The organism is Amycolatopsis sp. NPDC051071, from assembly GCF_040682875.1.
Lineage (GTDB): Bacteria > Actinomycetota > Actinomycetes > Mycobacteriales > Pseudonocardiaceae > Amycolatopsis.
Genome location: NZ_JBFBBY010000167.1, coordinates 1 through 15,159, shown reverse-complemented (window position 1 = coordinate 15,159; position 15,159 = coordinate 1). Strand labels below are relative to the sequence as shown.

The 15,159-nt window shown below is 69.1% G+C and carries 17 protein-coding genes; 12 read left to right on the top strand and 5 right to left on the bottom strand.

Features of this window, described 5'->3' with window-relative positions; translation table 11 throughout:
* Positions 1-102 precede the first annotated feature (102 nt).
* From AB0M65_RS34270 to AB0M65_RS34255, 4 genes are all read right to left on the bottom strand, one after another.
* On the bottom strand, positions 103-696 hold the full coding sequence (locus AB0M65_RS34270; protein ID WP_364037297.1) for a class F sortase: 594 nt from the start codon (positions 694-696) through the stop codon (positions 103-105).
* A complete protein-coding gene (locus AB0M65_RS34265) occupies positions 686-1,528 on the bottom strand; it encodes a DUF4397 domain-containing protein (RefSeq protein ID WP_364037294.1) in 843 nt (280 codons plus the stop codon). The genes AB0M65_RS34270 and AB0M65_RS34265 overlap by 11 nt, the downstream gene beginning before the upstream one ends.
* A 24-nt stretch (positions 1,529-1,552) precedes the next feature.
* Positions 1,553-3,388, bottom strand: a complete 1,836-nt coding sequence (locus AB0M65_RS34260) for a glycosyl transferase (protein ID WP_364037291.1) — start codon at positions 3,386-3,388, stop codon at positions 1,553-1,555.
* A gap of 89 nt (positions 3,389-3,477) precedes the next feature.
* Positions 3,478-4,245: an IclR family transcriptional regulator gene (locus AB0M65_RS34255; RefSeq protein ID WP_364037288.1), complete on the bottom strand. Its 768-nt coding sequence runs from the start codon at positions 4,243-4,245 to the stop codon at positions 3,478-3,480.
* Between the two features lie 41 nt (positions 4,246-4,286).
* Between AB0M65_RS34255 and AB0M65_RS34250 the strand changes: the two genes are divergently transcribed.
* Together AB0M65_RS34250 and dmpG are read left to right on the top strand one after the other, a co-directional pair.
* Positions 4,287-5,189 (top strand): acetaldehyde dehydrogenase (acetylating), encoded by a 903-nt coding sequence (locus tag AB0M65_RS34250; protein ID WP_364037285.1) that lies wholly within the window; start codon positions 4,287-4,289, stop codon positions 5,187-5,189.
* Entirely contained in the window at positions 5,186-6,220 is a 1,035-nt protein-coding gene (gene dmpG / locus AB0M65_RS34245; protein WP_364037282.1) for a 4-hydroxy-2-oxovalerate aldolase, read from the top strand. Before AB0M65_RS34250 ends, dmpG begins: the two co-directional genes overlap by 4 nt.
* On the opposite strand, the gene AB0M65_RS34240 is transcribed toward dmpG, so the two are convergent.
* Entirely contained in the window at positions 6,211-6,804 is a 594-nt protein-coding gene (locus AB0M65_RS34240; protein WP_364037279.1) for a TetR family transcriptional regulator, read from the bottom strand. The two genes, dmpG and AB0M65_RS34240, sit on opposite strands and share 10 nt — an antisense overlap.
* Before the next feature lie 104 nt (positions 6,805-6,908).
* Here AB0M65_RS34240 and AB0M65_RS34235 point away from each other — a divergent pair, with 104 nt between their 5' ends.
* The 10 genes from AB0M65_RS34235 to AB0M65_RS34190 all read left to right on the top strand — a co-directional run bounded on the left by AB0M65_RS34235 (position 6,909) and on the right by AB0M65_RS34190 (position 14,987).
* Positions 6,909-7,829 (top strand): oxygenase MpaB family protein, encoded by a 921-nt coding sequence (locus tag AB0M65_RS34235; RefSeq protein WP_364037276.1) that lies wholly within the window; start codon positions 6,909-6,911, stop codon positions 7,827-7,829.
* Positions 7,830-7,841: 12 nt separating this feature from the next.
* Entirely contained in the window at positions 7,842-8,867 is a 1,026-nt protein-coding gene (locus AB0M65_RS34230) for an LLM class F420-dependent oxidoreductase (RefSeq protein WP_364037273.1), read from the top strand.
* A 274-nt stretch (positions 8,868-9,141) separates the two neighbouring features.
* The gene (locus tag AB0M65_RS34225) at positions 9,142-9,270 is read left to right on the top strand and encodes a hypothetical protein (RefSeq protein ID WP_364037270.1); all 129 of its coding nucleotides are present in this window, start codon (positions 9,142-9,144) and stop codon (positions 9,268-9,270) included.
* A 34-nt stretch (positions 9,271-9,304) separates the two neighbouring features.
* The gene (locus AB0M65_RS34220) at positions 9,305-10,609 is read left to right on the top strand and encodes an MFS transporter (protein ID WP_364037267.1); all 1,305 of its coding nucleotides are present in this window, start codon (positions 9,305-9,307) and stop codon (positions 10,607-10,609) included.
* Positions 10,606-12,006: an aspartate aminotransferase family protein gene (locus tag AB0M65_RS34215; RefSeq protein WP_364037264.1), complete on the top strand. Its 1,401-nt coding sequence runs from the start codon at positions 10,606-10,608 to the stop codon at positions 12,004-12,006. The genes AB0M65_RS34220 and AB0M65_RS34215 overlap by 4 nt, the downstream gene beginning before the upstream one ends.
* A gap of 76 nt (positions 12,007-12,082) precedes the next feature.
* The gene (locus AB0M65_RS34210) at positions 12,083-12,514 is read left to right on the top strand and encodes an SRPBCC domain-containing protein (protein ID WP_364037261.1); all 432 of its coding nucleotides are present in this window, start codon (positions 12,083-12,085) and stop codon (positions 12,512-12,514) included.
* Positions 12,504-12,839 (top strand): metalloregulator ArsR/SmtB family transcription factor, encoded by a 336-nt coding sequence (locus tag AB0M65_RS34205; protein ID WP_364037258.1) that lies wholly within the window; start codon positions 12,504-12,506, stop codon positions 12,837-12,839. The genes AB0M65_RS34210 and AB0M65_RS34205 overlap by 11 nt, the downstream gene beginning before the upstream one ends.
* Positions 12,836-13,297 (top strand): SRPBCC domain-containing protein, encoded by a 462-nt coding sequence (locus tag AB0M65_RS34200; RefSeq protein ID WP_364037255.1) that lies wholly within the window; start codon positions 12,836-12,838, stop codon positions 13,295-13,297. The genes AB0M65_RS34205 and AB0M65_RS34200 overlap by 4 nt, the downstream gene beginning before the upstream one ends.
* Complete coding sequence (locus tag AB0M65_RS34195; RefSeq protein WP_364037252.1) at positions 13,294-13,977, top strand: DUF899 domain-containing protein; 684 nt, start codon at positions 13,294-13,296, stop codon at positions 13,975-13,977. Before AB0M65_RS34200 ends, AB0M65_RS34195 begins: the two co-directional genes overlap by 4 nt.
* Before the next feature lie 158 nt (positions 13,978-14,135).
* Entirely contained in the window at positions 14,136-14,987 is an 852-nt protein-coding gene (locus tag AB0M65_RS34190; protein ID WP_364037249.1) for an LLM class flavin-dependent oxidoreductase, read from the top strand.
* The last annotated feature ends 172 nt before the right edge of the window (positions 14,988-15,159 follow it).

Here is a 15,159-nt window from a genome sequence, read left to right as displayed (position 1 = left end):
GTGGGCCCTTCGGCCTCGTACTGGACGTACTCGGTCGAAGGACCCACGCCGCCAGGAACCACCTGGGCGCGAAGACCACGAACGAGATTTGCCAGACACGCCCTAGCCCCAGCGCTGGGAGGCGTAGACGACGATGTTGTCCCGATAGGACCGTTTCGCCGCGTCGAAACTCCCGCCGCAAGTGATCAACCGGAGCGCGCTTCCCGGCGTGGGCCCGTAGACGGCCTGGGTCGGGAAGTCGTTCTTCGGGTAGCGCTGGACGGAGTCCACCCAGAACAAGCCCTCGCGGCCGTCGGACCGCTTGATGCGGATCTCGTCACCGGCCCGCAGGTCACGCAGCCGGAAGAAGGGTGCCGGACCGGAGCGCGAGTCGACGTGCGCGGCGATGACGGCGGGGCCGGGATCGCCCGGCACCGGCCCGTCCTCGTACCAGCCGACGTCGGAGAACCGTTCGGGTGCTTGGAGTTCGCCCGCCGCGCCGAGGGCGAGGGGGATCAGCCCTGACTGGTCGAGTCCGATCGCCGGGATCGTCAGCCGGGAAGGTGACACCTCGGCTTCGGCGGGTAAGGGGAGCGGGCCGGACGGGACCGGCGCGGCGGCGACCGGCGGGTCCACCGCCGGTGCCGGCGTGCAGGCGACGAGCGCGGCCAGTCCCAAGAGGACGAACGCGCTTCGCCGAGTCCAGTCAGCCGCCATGCGCCGGACGCCGCCGCATCAGCAGGGCGACCAGTCCGGCCAGCACCGGCAGGGCGGCGAAAGGCCACCATGGCAGAGATTCCGAAGCGGTCCCGCCGCCTCCGGTCTCGACGCCGAGCTTCGGCGGATCCGGCAGGGTGGCGCCGTCGGCGATGGCCTCGGCCTTGAGCGCGGCGCCGTTCTCGGTCACCAGCAGGCTGGTCGTCGCCCCGGCCTTGACGTCCACTGTGGACTCCGACGACGCGGCACCGGCGGTCAGTTTCAGCGGCCAGCGTCCTTCAGGGAGATTGGTGTAGGGCGTCGTGACGCCGTAAGCGGCCGCGTTCGCCACGGCCTTCCCGTCGGGACCGTTGACGCTCACCGGAGCCAGCGCCGCCGAACCTTGGACGACGCGCACCCGCCCGTTGCCCGCCGCGGGTGCGGTCAGATCGTCCTGGACCAGATCACCCTGCAGACCGCCGCCGGGTCCGTTCGCGAACACCAGCAAGGAGTACGCGCTCGCTTCCTTGAGCTCGATCGTCGCGCTCAGCGCGGGAGGTGAGGACGCGGCGGCGTCGGCAGGCCGCATCGAAACCGTGTACGCGCCGGGGATCACCGAGGAGTACGGCGTCACCGCGCCGTAGCCCGCCTTACGGATGACGGCCTTCTCGGCCTTGCCGAAGGCGGCGAAGTAGATGTCGACTGGCGGGACCTTCGGGGACAGATGCCCGACGCGGATCCAGCCGACGCCGGCACCGGGGGCGGCGTGCGCCGTGAGTGGCACTCCGCCGAGCAGCAGCAAGACGACCGCGAGCACGACGGCGTGTCTCAGCGGGACGGTGAGGGAACGCATGGCGGAGACCTTTCTTGCCGGGGATCAAGGAGCCGAGAACGGCGTGAGCAGCCCGGGCGGCGGGAACAGGGGGTAGGTCACGAGCACGCCGCCCGGTACCCGGGTGACGGATGCCGGTTCGAAAGTGGCGCGCTGGCCCCGGTAGAACTCGGCGATCGAGGCTTCGTCGCCGCCGGAGACAAGCAAGCGTCGCAGCGGCTGCCCTGCGGCGGCTTCGCCTGGTGCGGGAGGGAAATCGACCAGCCGGACCGGGCTGAGCGTGGCGAGTGCGGCGACGGTGGCGATCAACCGGGGGTCGACGGCGCCCGAGGTCAAGGCGTCGCGCGTGCCGCCCTCGCATCGCACTTGATCCGACGACGCCAATGCGGCGCCGGCGCGTGAGCGTGCCCCCGTTTCGTCGCCCGCGCCGGGCAGGCCCGTGGGTTCGCCGAAGCGGGAAACGGTGACCGTACCGGCTCCCGAGCCGAAGACGGCGACCTTGGCGGTGGCCGAGAGAAACGTGGACGCGGCGGGGAAACGCGGCCGGTCGTGCTGTCCGGACGCGGTCAGCACGGCCCATTCCGGGCCGGGGCAGATGGCCGCACAGGTGCCGAGGGGGATCAGGGAGCCCGTCGGCCAGCCGTCCGCGGCGAGTGCGGTCCAGCTCGCGTCGTCGACCAGGACTACGGCGCCGGAAGCGTTGTCCCGCAACCATTCCCGCGCCTGTGTGAGGGCGATCCCGCCGGACGGCTCCGGTCTCAGCCTGCTGAAGCCGTGCACCCAGCCCGCCACGGTGACCAGTACGAGAACAGCGGCCAGTACGACGGCGGACACGGGGTGCCGCATCGGGACCAGCCGGTGCCCGGCCGACGGCCTGACGGCCGCGACCGTGGCCGCGACTTCGGCGACGAGCAGCGGCGTGAGCGGGAGCAGGAGCGCGAGCGGGAGTTCCACCGGGACGGCTGGCAAGGCGAGGACCGCCGCGATGAGCAGTGCCGACGCGGCGAGCGGCCGGGTGCGGGGCAGGACCATCCCGGCGACGATCGCGACCATCGACAGCACGACGAATACCGGATCCAATGCGACCCAGGTGGCGATCCCCGGCGGTCCCGATGCGGGCAGCACCGGGCGCAGCGCCGGGGCGGCCGGGCCGAACGCGACGCCGAGACCGAGCGTGAACACCACGGCGGTGAACGCGACTCGTGACGCCTCCCGCCGCCGGATCAGCAACCAGCCCGCCGCGGGCAGCGCCGTCAATGCCAGCGGTGAAGTGAGGACGGCCGCGAGAAGACACAGCGCGGCCAGTGCGTCGTGCCACGGCCGCGCTCGCTCGCGGGGTGTCGCGACGAGGACGAGTGCCGCCAGCACCCAGGTGACGGCGAGCTGCTCGACGATCACCACGCGCTGGAGCCCGATCGCGAGCGGCGAGACCGCCATCAGCACGACGGCCGTGGTCGCCGCCCAGAACGGCAGGCCCAGTCGCCGCGCGAGGACCCACAGCAGGACCGCGCAGAGCACGGCCGCGAGCACCATGGTCTCGCGAACCGCGGCGACCGGAACGCTTTCGCGCTCGAACGCGCGGGAGACCAGCGCGTACCCGGCGAGTTGAAGCCAGCCGAACGGTGAAGTGCCCGTGTCACCGGTGTCGGTGAAGGAAGTGAGGTGGCTCAAGGCGAAGACGTGCGCGATGGTCGCCGGTTCGGTGGTTGGTGACGGCGTCGGCGAGGCCAGGTAGAGCTCACGCACGCCGCCGGTGACCACGAGGAGGGTGAGCACGACGTCGACGGACAGCAACCGGTGGCCGGCCGCCCCTGCCCGGCGGCGGCCGGTGGTGCGGCCGGGGATTCGACCCGGTGGCGCGTCCCCCCGATGCTGGGCCATTCGCGGAGCCTAGACCCGGAATTCGGCTCCGGTAAGGGTTCTGGACTGGTCCATCCGGGCGCGAAAACGTTGTCAGCGCGAAGAATTACTTACAAAGTACGTGACAAAGCCAAAGCCGCGGTCCGGACCGCGGGGGCGACGCGATTGGTATGCATGCGATTCGCCCAGCCGGAGATCGACAACGCCGCCACCGCAACACCTTTCGCGTCGAGCAAAGGGCTTGCGGCGCAGACGACGCCGACGCCGGATTCCTCCCTTTCGAACGCGATCCCATCGCTGCGGACCTTCGCGAGTTGACGGCGCAGCAACCCCGCGGCGGTGATCGTCCGGACGCTCACGCGCGGTAATCCGGCGTCGATCACCTGTGCCACCACGGATTCCGGAGAAAACGCGAGAATCGCCTTGCCGACCCCGGTGGCGTGTGCGGGAAAACGGCCGCCGATCCGGGAAGGCAGGGACGGCGCGTCGGGGCCGCGCAGGATATCGAGATAGACGACTTCGGTGCCTTCCAGCACCGCGAGATGCACCGTGTTCCGCGTCGCCTCACGGAGATCGGCGAGGTACGGGCGTGCCGCTTCGACCAGTCCACGGCGCCGTACCGCCAGTTGGCCTATCTCGAACAGCTTCAGCCCGAGCCGGAGTGCCGCGCCTTCGCGTTCGAGCAGTCCGGTGGCCACGAGGTGACCGGTGAGCCGGTGGACGGTCGACTTCGCCAGACCCGTCCGCCGCGCCAGCTCGGAAACGCCGAGTGCGTCGTCGCCGGGGCGGAACGCGGAGAGCAACCCGGTGATCCGGGCGGCGACGAGGCCGTCCGCTCCGCTTCGTTCGGTGTCGTCGTTCCGCCCAGCGGCACGCATGGGTTGAGTGTGCCCTATCTTCTCGGGAAACGTCACCTGACATGGCGCAACGGAAAGCGGTGGCCGCGATCGTCGGTCCCGGCAACATCGGCACCGATCTGCTCGCGAAGCTCCGGCGCAGTGAGCACATCGAGGTGCGGTACATGGTCGGTGTCGACCCGGCCTCGGACGGCCTCGCGAAGGCCGCCGAGCTGGGGTTGGAGACTTCCGCCGAGGGCGTCGACTGGCTGCTGACTCGCGACGAACTGCCGGATCTGGTCTTCGAGGCCACCTCGGCGAAGGCGCATCTGGTGAACGCGCCGCGCTACGCCACCGCCGGGATCCGCGCGATCGACCTGACCCCGGCGGCGGTGGGCCCGTTCACCTGTCCCGCCGTCGGCCTGCCGGAGCGCCTGGACGTGCCGAACGTCAACCTCATCACGTGCGGTGGCCAGGCCACGATTCCGATCGTGCACGCGGTGTCCAGGGTGACGCCGGTGCCGTACGCCGAGATCGTCGCGTCCGTCTCGTCGCGCTCGGCCGGGCCAGGGACGCGGGCGAACATCGACGAGTTCACCGCGACCACCGCGCGCGGAATCGAACTCGTCGGGGGAGCGAGCCGCGGCAAGGCGATCATCATCATCAACCCGGTCGAGCCGCCGATGATCATGCGTGACACGGTGTTCTGCGCGATCGACCCGGACGCGGACTTCGACGCGGTGACCGAGTCGATCCACCGGATGGTCGAGACCGTCCAGGGATACGTGCCGGGCTACACGCTCAAGGCGGATCCGCAGTACGACCCGCCGAGGCAGGGCTGGAACGGGCAGGCGCGGGTCGCGGTGTTCCTCGAAGTCGCGGGCAACGGGGACTTCCTGCCGAAGTACGCCGGGAACCTCGACATCATGACGGCCGCCGCGGCCCGTGTCGGCGAGCTTCTGGCGACGCAGGAGGTGGCGGCGTGAAGTGGGACGACGTGGATCGCGAGGTCCGGCTGGTCGACACAAGCCTGCGCGACGGCAGCCACGCGATGGCGCACCAGTTCACCGAGAAGAACGTGCGCGACACCGTCCGTGCGCTGGACGACGCCGGGATCTCGCTGATCGAGGTCAGCCACGGCGACGGACTCGGGGGCTCGACGTTCAACTACGGTTTTTCACTGGTGGACGAACGGAAACTGATCGCCGCCGCCGTCGAAGAGGCACAGCACGCGAAGATCGCGGTGCTGCTCCTGCCAGGACTAGGCACGGTCGGAGACCTCCGCGTCGCGGCCGAACTCGGCGCGGGCGCGGTCCGGATCGCGACCCACTGCACCGAGGCCGACGTCTCGGTGCAGCATTTCGGCGCGGCGCGGGACCTCGGCCTGGAGACGGTCGGGTTCCTGATGCTCTCGCATATGTCCTCGCCGGAGGATTTGGCGAAACAGGGCCGGATCATGGTCGACGCCGGGTGTCAGTGTGTGTACGTCGTCGACTCCGCCGGGGCACTGATCCTGGAGGACGCGAGCGAACGGGTCGCCGCGCTGGTCGCGGAATTCGGGAGCCAGGCGCAGGTCGGCTACCACGGGCACCAGAACCTGAGCTTCGGCGTCGCGAACTCGGTGCTCGCCTGTCGTGCGGGTGCCCGGCAGATCGACGGCTCGCTCGTCGCGCTCGGGGCCGGGGCGGGCAACTCGCCGACCGAGGTCCTCGCGGCGACGTTCGAACGGCTCGGGATCCGGACCGGCGTCGACAAGGACGTGCTCATGGAAGCGGCCGAGAACGTCGTGAAGCCCTACATCACGCGGCTTCCGGGGATGGACCGGTCGTCCATCGTGCAGGGTTTCGCGGGCGTGTACTCGAGCTTCCTGCTGCACGCCGAACGCGCGGCCGAGCGGTACGACGTCCCCGCGCACGAGATCCTCTACCGCGTCGGCGCCGCGAAGTACGTGGGTGGTCAGGAGGACATGATCATCGACATCGCGTTGCGGCTGGTGGCCGAGCGGGCTCAGGGCTGACGGTCGGCGCCGAGCACGAGGCGGACGCAATGCTCGATCAGGCGCTCGCGGCTCACCTTGAGCGAGCCGTCGAGGTAGGCGATGAACACGTTGCTCAGCGCGCCGACCAGCCCGATCGAGGTCATCTGCCGCATCGCGGCGTCGCCGTGGGACAGCTGGCCACTCACCAGTTCGGCGAACGAGGGGAGCAGCGCGATCCCGCGGGTGGTCAGCGCGGGGTCGGTGATCGGCGCGAGCAGGAGCACCCGGCCCTTGCGCGGGTCGTCGACCATCAGCTCGACGAAGGACCGGACGGCGGCCTTCGCCCGGTCGGCGGGTTCGGCGGCGTCGCTGACCGCGTCGACCAGGGTCTGGCGTGCCTGGTCGCCGATGTGCTCGTAGACCGCGACGACCAGTTCCTCGCGGTCGGTGAAGCTCTCGTAGAAGTACCGTTCGGTGAGCTTGGCCTGGCGGCATACCGCGCGGACGCTCACCCCGGCGCTGCCCTGGGTGCCGAGCAGGTCGAGGCCCGCCTCGACGAGCTGTTCGCGGCGGGCGGCCTTGCGGTCGTCCAGGGTGGTGCCTGCCCAGCTGCGGCCGGCCATGATCGGCTCCTCACTCTTGGATGCGACCGTTGACTACGGCTGTTGTCAACTTTAACCTGACAACAGTTGTGGTCAATTTAACCAGCTCAGTGAGGAGACCGGGGATGACACAGCCGCGGCCGCTGGGACCGGATTCGCTGACGTGGAAGTACTTCGGCGACTGGCGCGGGCTGCTCATCGCGCTCTGGGCCGGGTCCATGCAGAACATGCACCCCGAGCTGGGTGCGGGCGTCGAGGAACACTCGCGGTTCTTCGAGGAACGCTGGCAGCGGCTGTTCCGCTCGCTGTACCCGATCGGGGGAGTGATCTACGACGGCCCGCGCGCACGGCAGACGGCGTTGGAAGTGCGCGGTTACCACGATCGGATCAAAGGCATCGACAAACACGGGCGCCGCTATCACGCGCTCAACCCGGACACCTTCTACTGGGCGCACTCGACATTCTTCATGAGCGCGATTCTCATCGCGGACAACTTCGCCGGCGGCATCGGCGAGGCCGAGAAGCGGAAGCTGTTCGACGAGCACGTCCAGTGGTACGAGATGTACGGCATGAGCATGCGTCCGGTGCCGGCGTCCTGGGAGGACTTCCAGCTGTACTGGAAGCGCATGTGCGAGGACGTCCTGGAGGACAACAAGGCCACGCGCGACGTCCTCGGCATCAAAGACCTTGCGAAGCCGCATTTCCTGCCGTGGCTGCCGGATTTCGTGTGGAACGTCGTCCGCGGGCAGGTGGCGCGGAACTTCGTCTGGCTGACCGTCGGCCTGTACGACCCGCCGATCCGCGAACGGCTCGGCTACACCTGGACCGAACGTGACGAGCGACGGCATCGCCGGACGGGGAAGCTGATCAACGCCGCGTTCAAGCTCGTCCCGCGAGATCGCCGATACCACCCTCGCGCTCGTGCGGGCTGGCGTCGCGAGCGTGGCGAACTGGCCACGGACGCCCCGTTGGTCGAGACTCCCGCGAGGAACCTTCCGCCGCTCGCGGAGCGGGGCAAACCTGAGCACTATTCGCCGAATGTCTGACGAGGAGCCTCGATGAAGCTTGGTTACCACCTCGGTTACTGGTCATCCGGTCCGCCCGAGGGCGCGCTGGACGCGGTGCTGAAAGCCGAAGAGCTCGGCTTCGACTCCGTATGGACGGCCGAGGGCTACGGTTCCGACGCGTTCACCCCGCTCGCCTGGTGGGGCGCGTCCACCAGCCGGATCAAGCTCGGCACCAACATCGTCCAGATGTCGGCGCGGACCCCGACCGCGACCGCGATGCACGCGTTGACACTGGACCACCTCTCCGGCGGCCGGTTCGTGCTCGGCCTCGGCGCGTCCGGGCCGCAGGTGGTCGAAGGCTGGTACGGGCAGCCGTATCCGAAGCCGCTGGCGCGCACCCGCGAGTACGTCGACATCGTGCGGAAGGTCGTCGCCCGCGAAGCGCCGGTGACCCACGACGGACAGCACTTCCAGCTGCCGCTGCGGGGCGGGACCGGGTTGGGGAAGGCACTGAAGTCCACAGTGCATCCGTTCCGCAAGGAGATCCCGATCTTCCTCGCCGCCGAGGGCCCGAAGAACGTGGCGCTGTCGGCGGAGATCTGCGACGGCTGGCTCCCGCTGTTCTTCTCGCCCAAGAGCGACGCCTTTTACCGCACCGCCCTCCAGGAAGGCTTCTCGCGGCCCGGTGCCCGGCATGGCTTCGGCGACTTCGAGGTCGCCGCGTCCGTCCCGGTGCTCGTGCACGACGACGTCGAGGAGGCCGCGAGCTGGATCAAGCCGTCGCTGGCGCTCTACATCGGCGGCATGGGTGCGAAAGCGGTCAACTTCCACCACGACGTCTTCGCCCGGATGGGGTACGAGGACGTCGCCGACAAGGTCCAGGAGCTGTATCTGGCCGGCCGCAAGGACGAGGCGATCGCGGCCATTCCGACGTCGCTGGTCGAGGACACGTCACTGATCGGGCCGGCGGAGAAGATCCGCGACGAACTCGCCGCCTGGGACGAGACCGTGGTGACGACGCTGCTTCTCCGGGGCGATGCCGCGACACTCACGACGGTCGCTGAGACCCTCTCGTAGGTGGGTCGTGAGTGGTAAGGCGCGTTAGGGCCAAGTCCTTCACACCCTTCCCGAAGTACATGAAGGACTCCTTCCTGTACCTAGGCGCAAGGAAGGGGGCCTTCCTGTACTTCAGGGTCGCCGCTGTGGTCTCAGGTGCATCAGCAGGCACAGCACCGCGCGTGAAGGACTCCTTCCCTCGGCTCAGCCGAGGGAACTCGACCTTCACATCTTCCCGAAGTACGGGAAGGACTCCTTCCTGTACCTAGGCGCAAGGAAGGGGGCCTTCCTGTACTTGGGCGCAAGGAAGGACTCCGCGGCCGGTCGCCCACTCGCCGCTGTCGGCCCGGTACAGGTCGTGCATTACGACGGTGGCACGATTCCCTCCGACCACTACCCGGTGGTGGCCAAGATCCAATACTGAGGCCTTCATCGGGAGAATCGCCTCGAGGAGGATCATGGCAGCCCTGCCAGCACGGACGAGGTACCGCTACTCGCTCGGCTCGTTCGTCACCGGCGCCTTCGGCACGGTTCCCGGCCTGCTCCTCCTGAAGTACCTCACGGATACGATGGGCGTCGCGGCGGGCGTGGCGGGCTTGATCGTGTTCGTGCCCAAAGCCTGGGACGTCCTCTTCAACCCGATCGCGGGCAGGCTGTCGGACGCGGACATGGTCCGCACCGGCAGCCGTCGCCGGTTCCTGCTCTACGGCGGCATCGGCGTCTCGATCCTCTTCGCGGCCCTCTTCGCGCACCCGGGCTTCGGTGCCCCGGTGCCCGACGCGATCTACGTGATCGTGATATTCCTCTTGTGCGCCACCGCGTACGCGTTCTTCCAGGTGCCGTTCAACGCGCTGCCCGCCGAGCTGACGGACTCGGCCGAAGAACGCACGAAGCTCACCAGCGTGCGGATCGGCTTCCTCGCGGTCGCCATCCTGATCTCCGGCGGCGGTGCCCCGGCGATCACCGACCTCATCGGCGGCATCGCCGGTTATCGCGTCATGGGCGTGTTCATCGCCGTGCTCATCCTGCTGGCGACCCTCGGTGTGTACTTCGGCCTGAAGGACGCCCCGGTCGGCGCGCTGCGCCCGAATACGGTGAGCCCACGCGAACTGCTCCGGACACTCGCGGGGTGGCGGCCGTTCCGCTGGCTGCTCGGGGTCTACTTCATCCAGGCGCTCGGCATCGGCACGGTGCTCGCCGCGATCCCGTTCTTCGCCGAGCGGATCCTCGGCAGCTCGGCGTACTCGACGATCCTGTTCGTCGGTTTCGTCGGCCCGGCGTTGCTGACCATGCCGCTGTGGCCGAAACTCGGAGCGAGCCTGGGGAAGCTGGCCGGTTTCCGCATCGCCACCGCGGCGTTCGGCGTCGGCCTGCTGGGACTTCTCGGCGCCCAGGTGTTCCCGTTCGCGGTCACGATGGTGTTCGTCGCCTTCTGCGGTGTCGGGTACGCGGGGATCTCGGTGTTCCCGCTGGCGATCCTGCCGGACCTGATCAGCGACGAGGAGGAGCGGACCGGTGAGACCAGGGCCGGGGTCGCCGCCGGGGTCTGGACGGCCTCGGAGACGCTCGGACTCGCGCTCGGGCCGGGGCTGTGGGGCCTCGTGCTGCAGTTCGGCGGATACCAGTCCAGCCTCGACGCCAACGCCGCGCAGCCGGACAGCGCGCTCACGGCGATCCTGCTCGGCGCGTCGATCCTCCCGGCGGTGCTGATCGTGCTGGGCATCCCGCTGCTGCGGAAGTCGGTACTGGAGCGCCGGTCGTGACCGCCGAGGACGTCCTGCGGGAGTTGCGGGAACTGCGCGCGGGGGATCTGCCGACGCACGGTGGCCGGACGCTGGCCTACGTCTACGACAGCGGTCTGTCCGAAGTGGACGAACTGGGTGCGGCGGCGCACGCGCTGGCGTCGTCGGCCAACGGCCTCGACCCGACCGCGTTTCCCAGCCTGCTCCGGATGGAGAACGACCTCGTCGCGGCCGCCGCCCGGCTGCTGGGCGGTACGGAGGAGACGGTCGGTTCGGTGACTTCGGGTGGCACGGAGTCGTGCATGCTCGCGGTGCTGGCCGCCCGCGACGCGCGTCCTGAGGTGGCCTCGCCGAGCATCGTCCTGCCCGCGACCGCGCACGCCGCGTTCCACAAGGCCGCGCATTTCTTCGGCGTGCGGGTGATTTCGGTGCCGGTCGACCCGGTGACCTACCGCGCCGTGCCGGAGGCGATGGCCGCCGCCGTGGACGAAACGACGGTCCTCGTCGTCGCGAGCGCGCCTTCGTACGCGCACGGCGTCCTCGACCCGATCCCTGAGATCGCGGCGCTGCTGGACGGCGTCCGCTTCCACGTCGACGCCTGCATCGGCGGCTGGGTGCTGCCGTACCTGGGATCAGGGCCTTTCGGCTTCGACGTTCCCGGGGTCACGAGTGTTTCGGTGGATCTGCACAAGTACGCGTACTGCCCCAAGGGTGTCTCGGTTCTCTTGCACGCCAACGCGGAACTACGCCGGCCGCAGTACTTCGCGAGCGCCGCGTGGCCCGGCTACACGATGCTGAACACCACGCTGCAAAGCACCCGATCCGGCGGTCCGCTCGCCGCGGCTTGGGCCGTCGTGCGCCACCTCGGTGACGAGGGTTACGCGAAGCTCGCTTCGGCCGCTCGCGAGGCGGCGGTGGAGCTTCGCGCCGGAGTCGAGGCGGTGAAGGGACTGCGTGTCCTCGGTGATCCGATCTCGACGCTGCTCGCGTTCACCGTGGACCCCGACGCCGGGTTCGACCTGTTCACCGTCGCGGACGAGATGCGGGAGCGTGGCTGGTACGTCCAGCCGCAGTTCGCTCACGAGTCGTCGCCCGCGAACCTGCACCTGACCGTGACGGCCGCGAACCGGGGGAGCGAGCAGGACTTCTTGGCCGACCTCGCCGCTTCGGTCGATGCCGCACGCGAGTCCGGCCCTGTCGTCGTCGACCCGCGGGTGGCGGAGTTCGTCGCCGCGCTCGATCCGGCGACGCTGACGCCCACCCAGTTCGCCGGTCTGCTGGCCGCCGCGGGGCTCGGTGGTGAGGCAGGGTTGCCTTCGCGGATGGCGGAGATCAACGCCCTGCTGGCCGCCGCGCCCGGTCCGTTGCGGGAGCGCCTGCTCCTGGAGTTCCTCGGCGCGCTGTACACACCTTCCTGAAACCGCCCTTGACGCAATCGAACGGTTGCTATACAACGTTATAGCAACCGATTGATTGCTACTTGAGGAGGCTGTCGTGGGATTCCCCGACCGGATCGAACGCACCGTCGAGATCGCCCACCCGCCCGCGAAGGTCTGGGCCGCGCTGACCACGGCCGAGGGCCTCGGCACCTGGTTCGGTAACCAGGCGAGCATCGATCTGCGGCCCGGCGGCGACGCCGAGATGAAATGGGACGACGGGAATAAGGCGAACATGCGCGTGGAGCGCATCGAAGAGCCGGAGATCTTCGGGTTCACCTGGCACATCTACGGCCTGCCGGAAGAGGACCCCCGCCGCACGTACGTCGAGTTCACCCTCGAACCGGTCGGCGCGGGAACCAAGCTCACCGTCGTCGAGTCCGGCTTCTCCCAGCTCCCGGACGAGGCCCACAGCGTCGCGTTCGAGGGAAACACGAAGGGATGGGCGGCAGAACTGGGCGAGCTGATCGAATACCTCGATGCCGCCTGACACCGAAGCGATCGCCGAACAGGTCTTTGTCGCACTGGCCGACCCGAGCAGGCGGAGCATCCTCGCCACGCTTGCCTCGGGCGGCCCGGCCACGGCGACCGATCTCGCCGATCGCCTGCCCATCACCCGGCAGGCGATCGCCAAACACCTGGCACTGCTGACCGAGGCAGGCCTGGTGACCCCGGAACAGGGGGAGCGCCGCCGGGTCCGCTACCGGCTACGCTCGGCCCCGATGCAGGTCGCCCAGCAGTTCCTGGCGGCGATGGCCCGCGATTGGGATGGCCCGCTCGCGGCGCTGAAAAATCATCTGGAGGGTTCAGCATGAGCTTCACGAAGAGTTTCACCGTCGAGCAGACACCGCGGCAGATCTTCGACGCCTTCAACGACGTCCGCGGCTGGTGGTCCGAGGAGATCGACGGTGGCACCGTCGACGTCGGCGACGAGTTCGAGTACCACTACGAGGAGGTCCACCGCTGCCGGATGCGGGTCACGGAATCCGTGCCCGGCCGCAAGGTCTCCTGGCTGGTGCTCGAAAACCACTTCGACTTCACGCGGGACGAGACCGAATGGGTCGGCACCACGATCACGTTCGAGATCACCGAGAAGGACGGCGAGACCGAAGCTCGTTTCACGCACCACGGCCTGGTGCGGGAGTACGAGTGCTACGACATCTGCCACAAGGCCTGGACCTTTTACGTCGGCACCAGTCTGCGGGCCCTGATCACCACCGGCGAGGGACAGCCGAACCGGCTGGACGTACTGCCCGCGGAGCTGGCGCGATGAACACCGTCACCCCGGCCGAATGGGAAGAAGCGCGGCTTCGCTTGCTGGTGAAGGAAAAGGAGCTGACCCGGGCTCGCGACGCCCTGGCGGCCGAGCGGCGGCGGATGCCGTGGGTCGCGGTCGACAAGCCGTACGAGTTCGAGGGGCCCTCCGGGAAGGCGACCTTGCTCGATCTGTTCGAGGGGCGGCGTCAGCTGATCGTCTACCGGGCCTTTTTCGACCCTGACGTCGAAGGTTTCCCCGACCATGCCTGCAAAGGCTGCTCGCTGGTCGCCGACCAGGTCGCGCACGTCGCGCATCTGAACGCCCGTGACACCACGCTGGCCTTCGCCTCGCGGGGATCGCAGCCGGACCTCGCGCGGATGAAGGCACGCATGGGCTGGACGATGCCGTGGTACACCATCACCGACGACTTCGACGTCGATTTCGGCGTCCGCGAATGGCATGGCACCAACGCGTTCATCCGCGAGGGTGACCAGGTGTTCCGCACCTACTTCATCAACAATCGCGGGGACGAGGTGATGGGGAACACGTGGAGCTACCTCGACCTGACCGCGCTCGGGCGGCAGGAAACCTGGGAGGACTCGCCCGAGGGGCATCCGCAGACCCCGCCCTACGAATGGTGGAACTGGCACGACGCTTACCCGGACTCCGGGGTCGTGAGTGATTCGGCTGGGTAAGGCAGAGGGGTAGTCCTCGATCCTCGGCTCGCAGCCCGCGTCCATGAAGGAAAGGGGACATTGAGTGTCCCAATTCCTTCATGGACAAGCGGGGGAAGCCCTCGTGAGGCCGGCTCGGGGCTTGACCTCCAGCGAAGTCGAGGTTCCACGATGGCACCATGAAACTGGGTGTGATCCTCCCGTCCGGCGATCTCCGCACCTCCGCGCGGCAGGCCGAGGACGCCGGCCTCGACAGCGTGTTCCTCGGTGACCATCTGATGACCGGCGCTCCTTCACTCGACAGCACGGTCGGACTCGCGGTCGCCGCGGCGGTCACGACCCGGATCCGGATCGGGCTGAGCGTGTTCGTCCCGGCGATGCGCCCGCTGGCGTGGGCGGCGAAGCAGGTCGCCTCGCTGCAACAGGTGTCCGGCGAGCGGCTGATCCTCGGTATCGGCTCGGGCGGGGGAGAAGCCCAGTTCGAGGCGGCCGGGGTGCCGTTCGCCGAACGCGGATCGCGTACCGATGAGGCGTTGCGTCTGCTGCCGGATCTGCTGGCGGGCAAGGAGGTCCGGATCGGTGACGCCGCCGTCGAACTGGCGCCCGCGGTGGCCGTCCCGCCGATCTGGGTCGGCAACCGGGGCAGGCGCGTGCTCCAGCGGGTCGCGGAGCACGGCACCGGCTGGTTCCCGTCGCTCCTGCCGCCCAAAGACTTCGCCGCCGGACGGCGACGGCTGGCCGGTCTCGGCGTCACGGGTCCGGTGATCGCGGTCGGTGCCACCGGGGCGCTCGGCGAAGGGGAGGACCTTCCGACCGCGGCGGACATCGGCAAGGGCATCGCCGATGCCTACGGGGCGCCGCTCGACCGGGCGATCTCCTTGCCGTTGACGGGTTCCGCGGGCGCCGTCACCGAACGTCTGGTGGCCTATCGGGACGCGGGAGCGGCGCACGTCGTCATCGGCTTGGCGGGTCCGCGCTGGGCCGATCAGGTGCGGGTACTCGGTCAGGTGAGAGCGTTGCTGGCCGGTTAGCCCCGGTCCGGCTGATCAGACGGGACCACCGCCCAACGGGGACCGGCCCGCACCCGCCGAGTGTCATGAGGGGTCCCCATAGGGCGGGGAAGTTGGGGTGGGGGGGCCCCGCGAAAACAGAAGTGGAATTGCGCCCCCGCCCCCCCCGGAAAGGGAGGAGGCGCCGCGACGA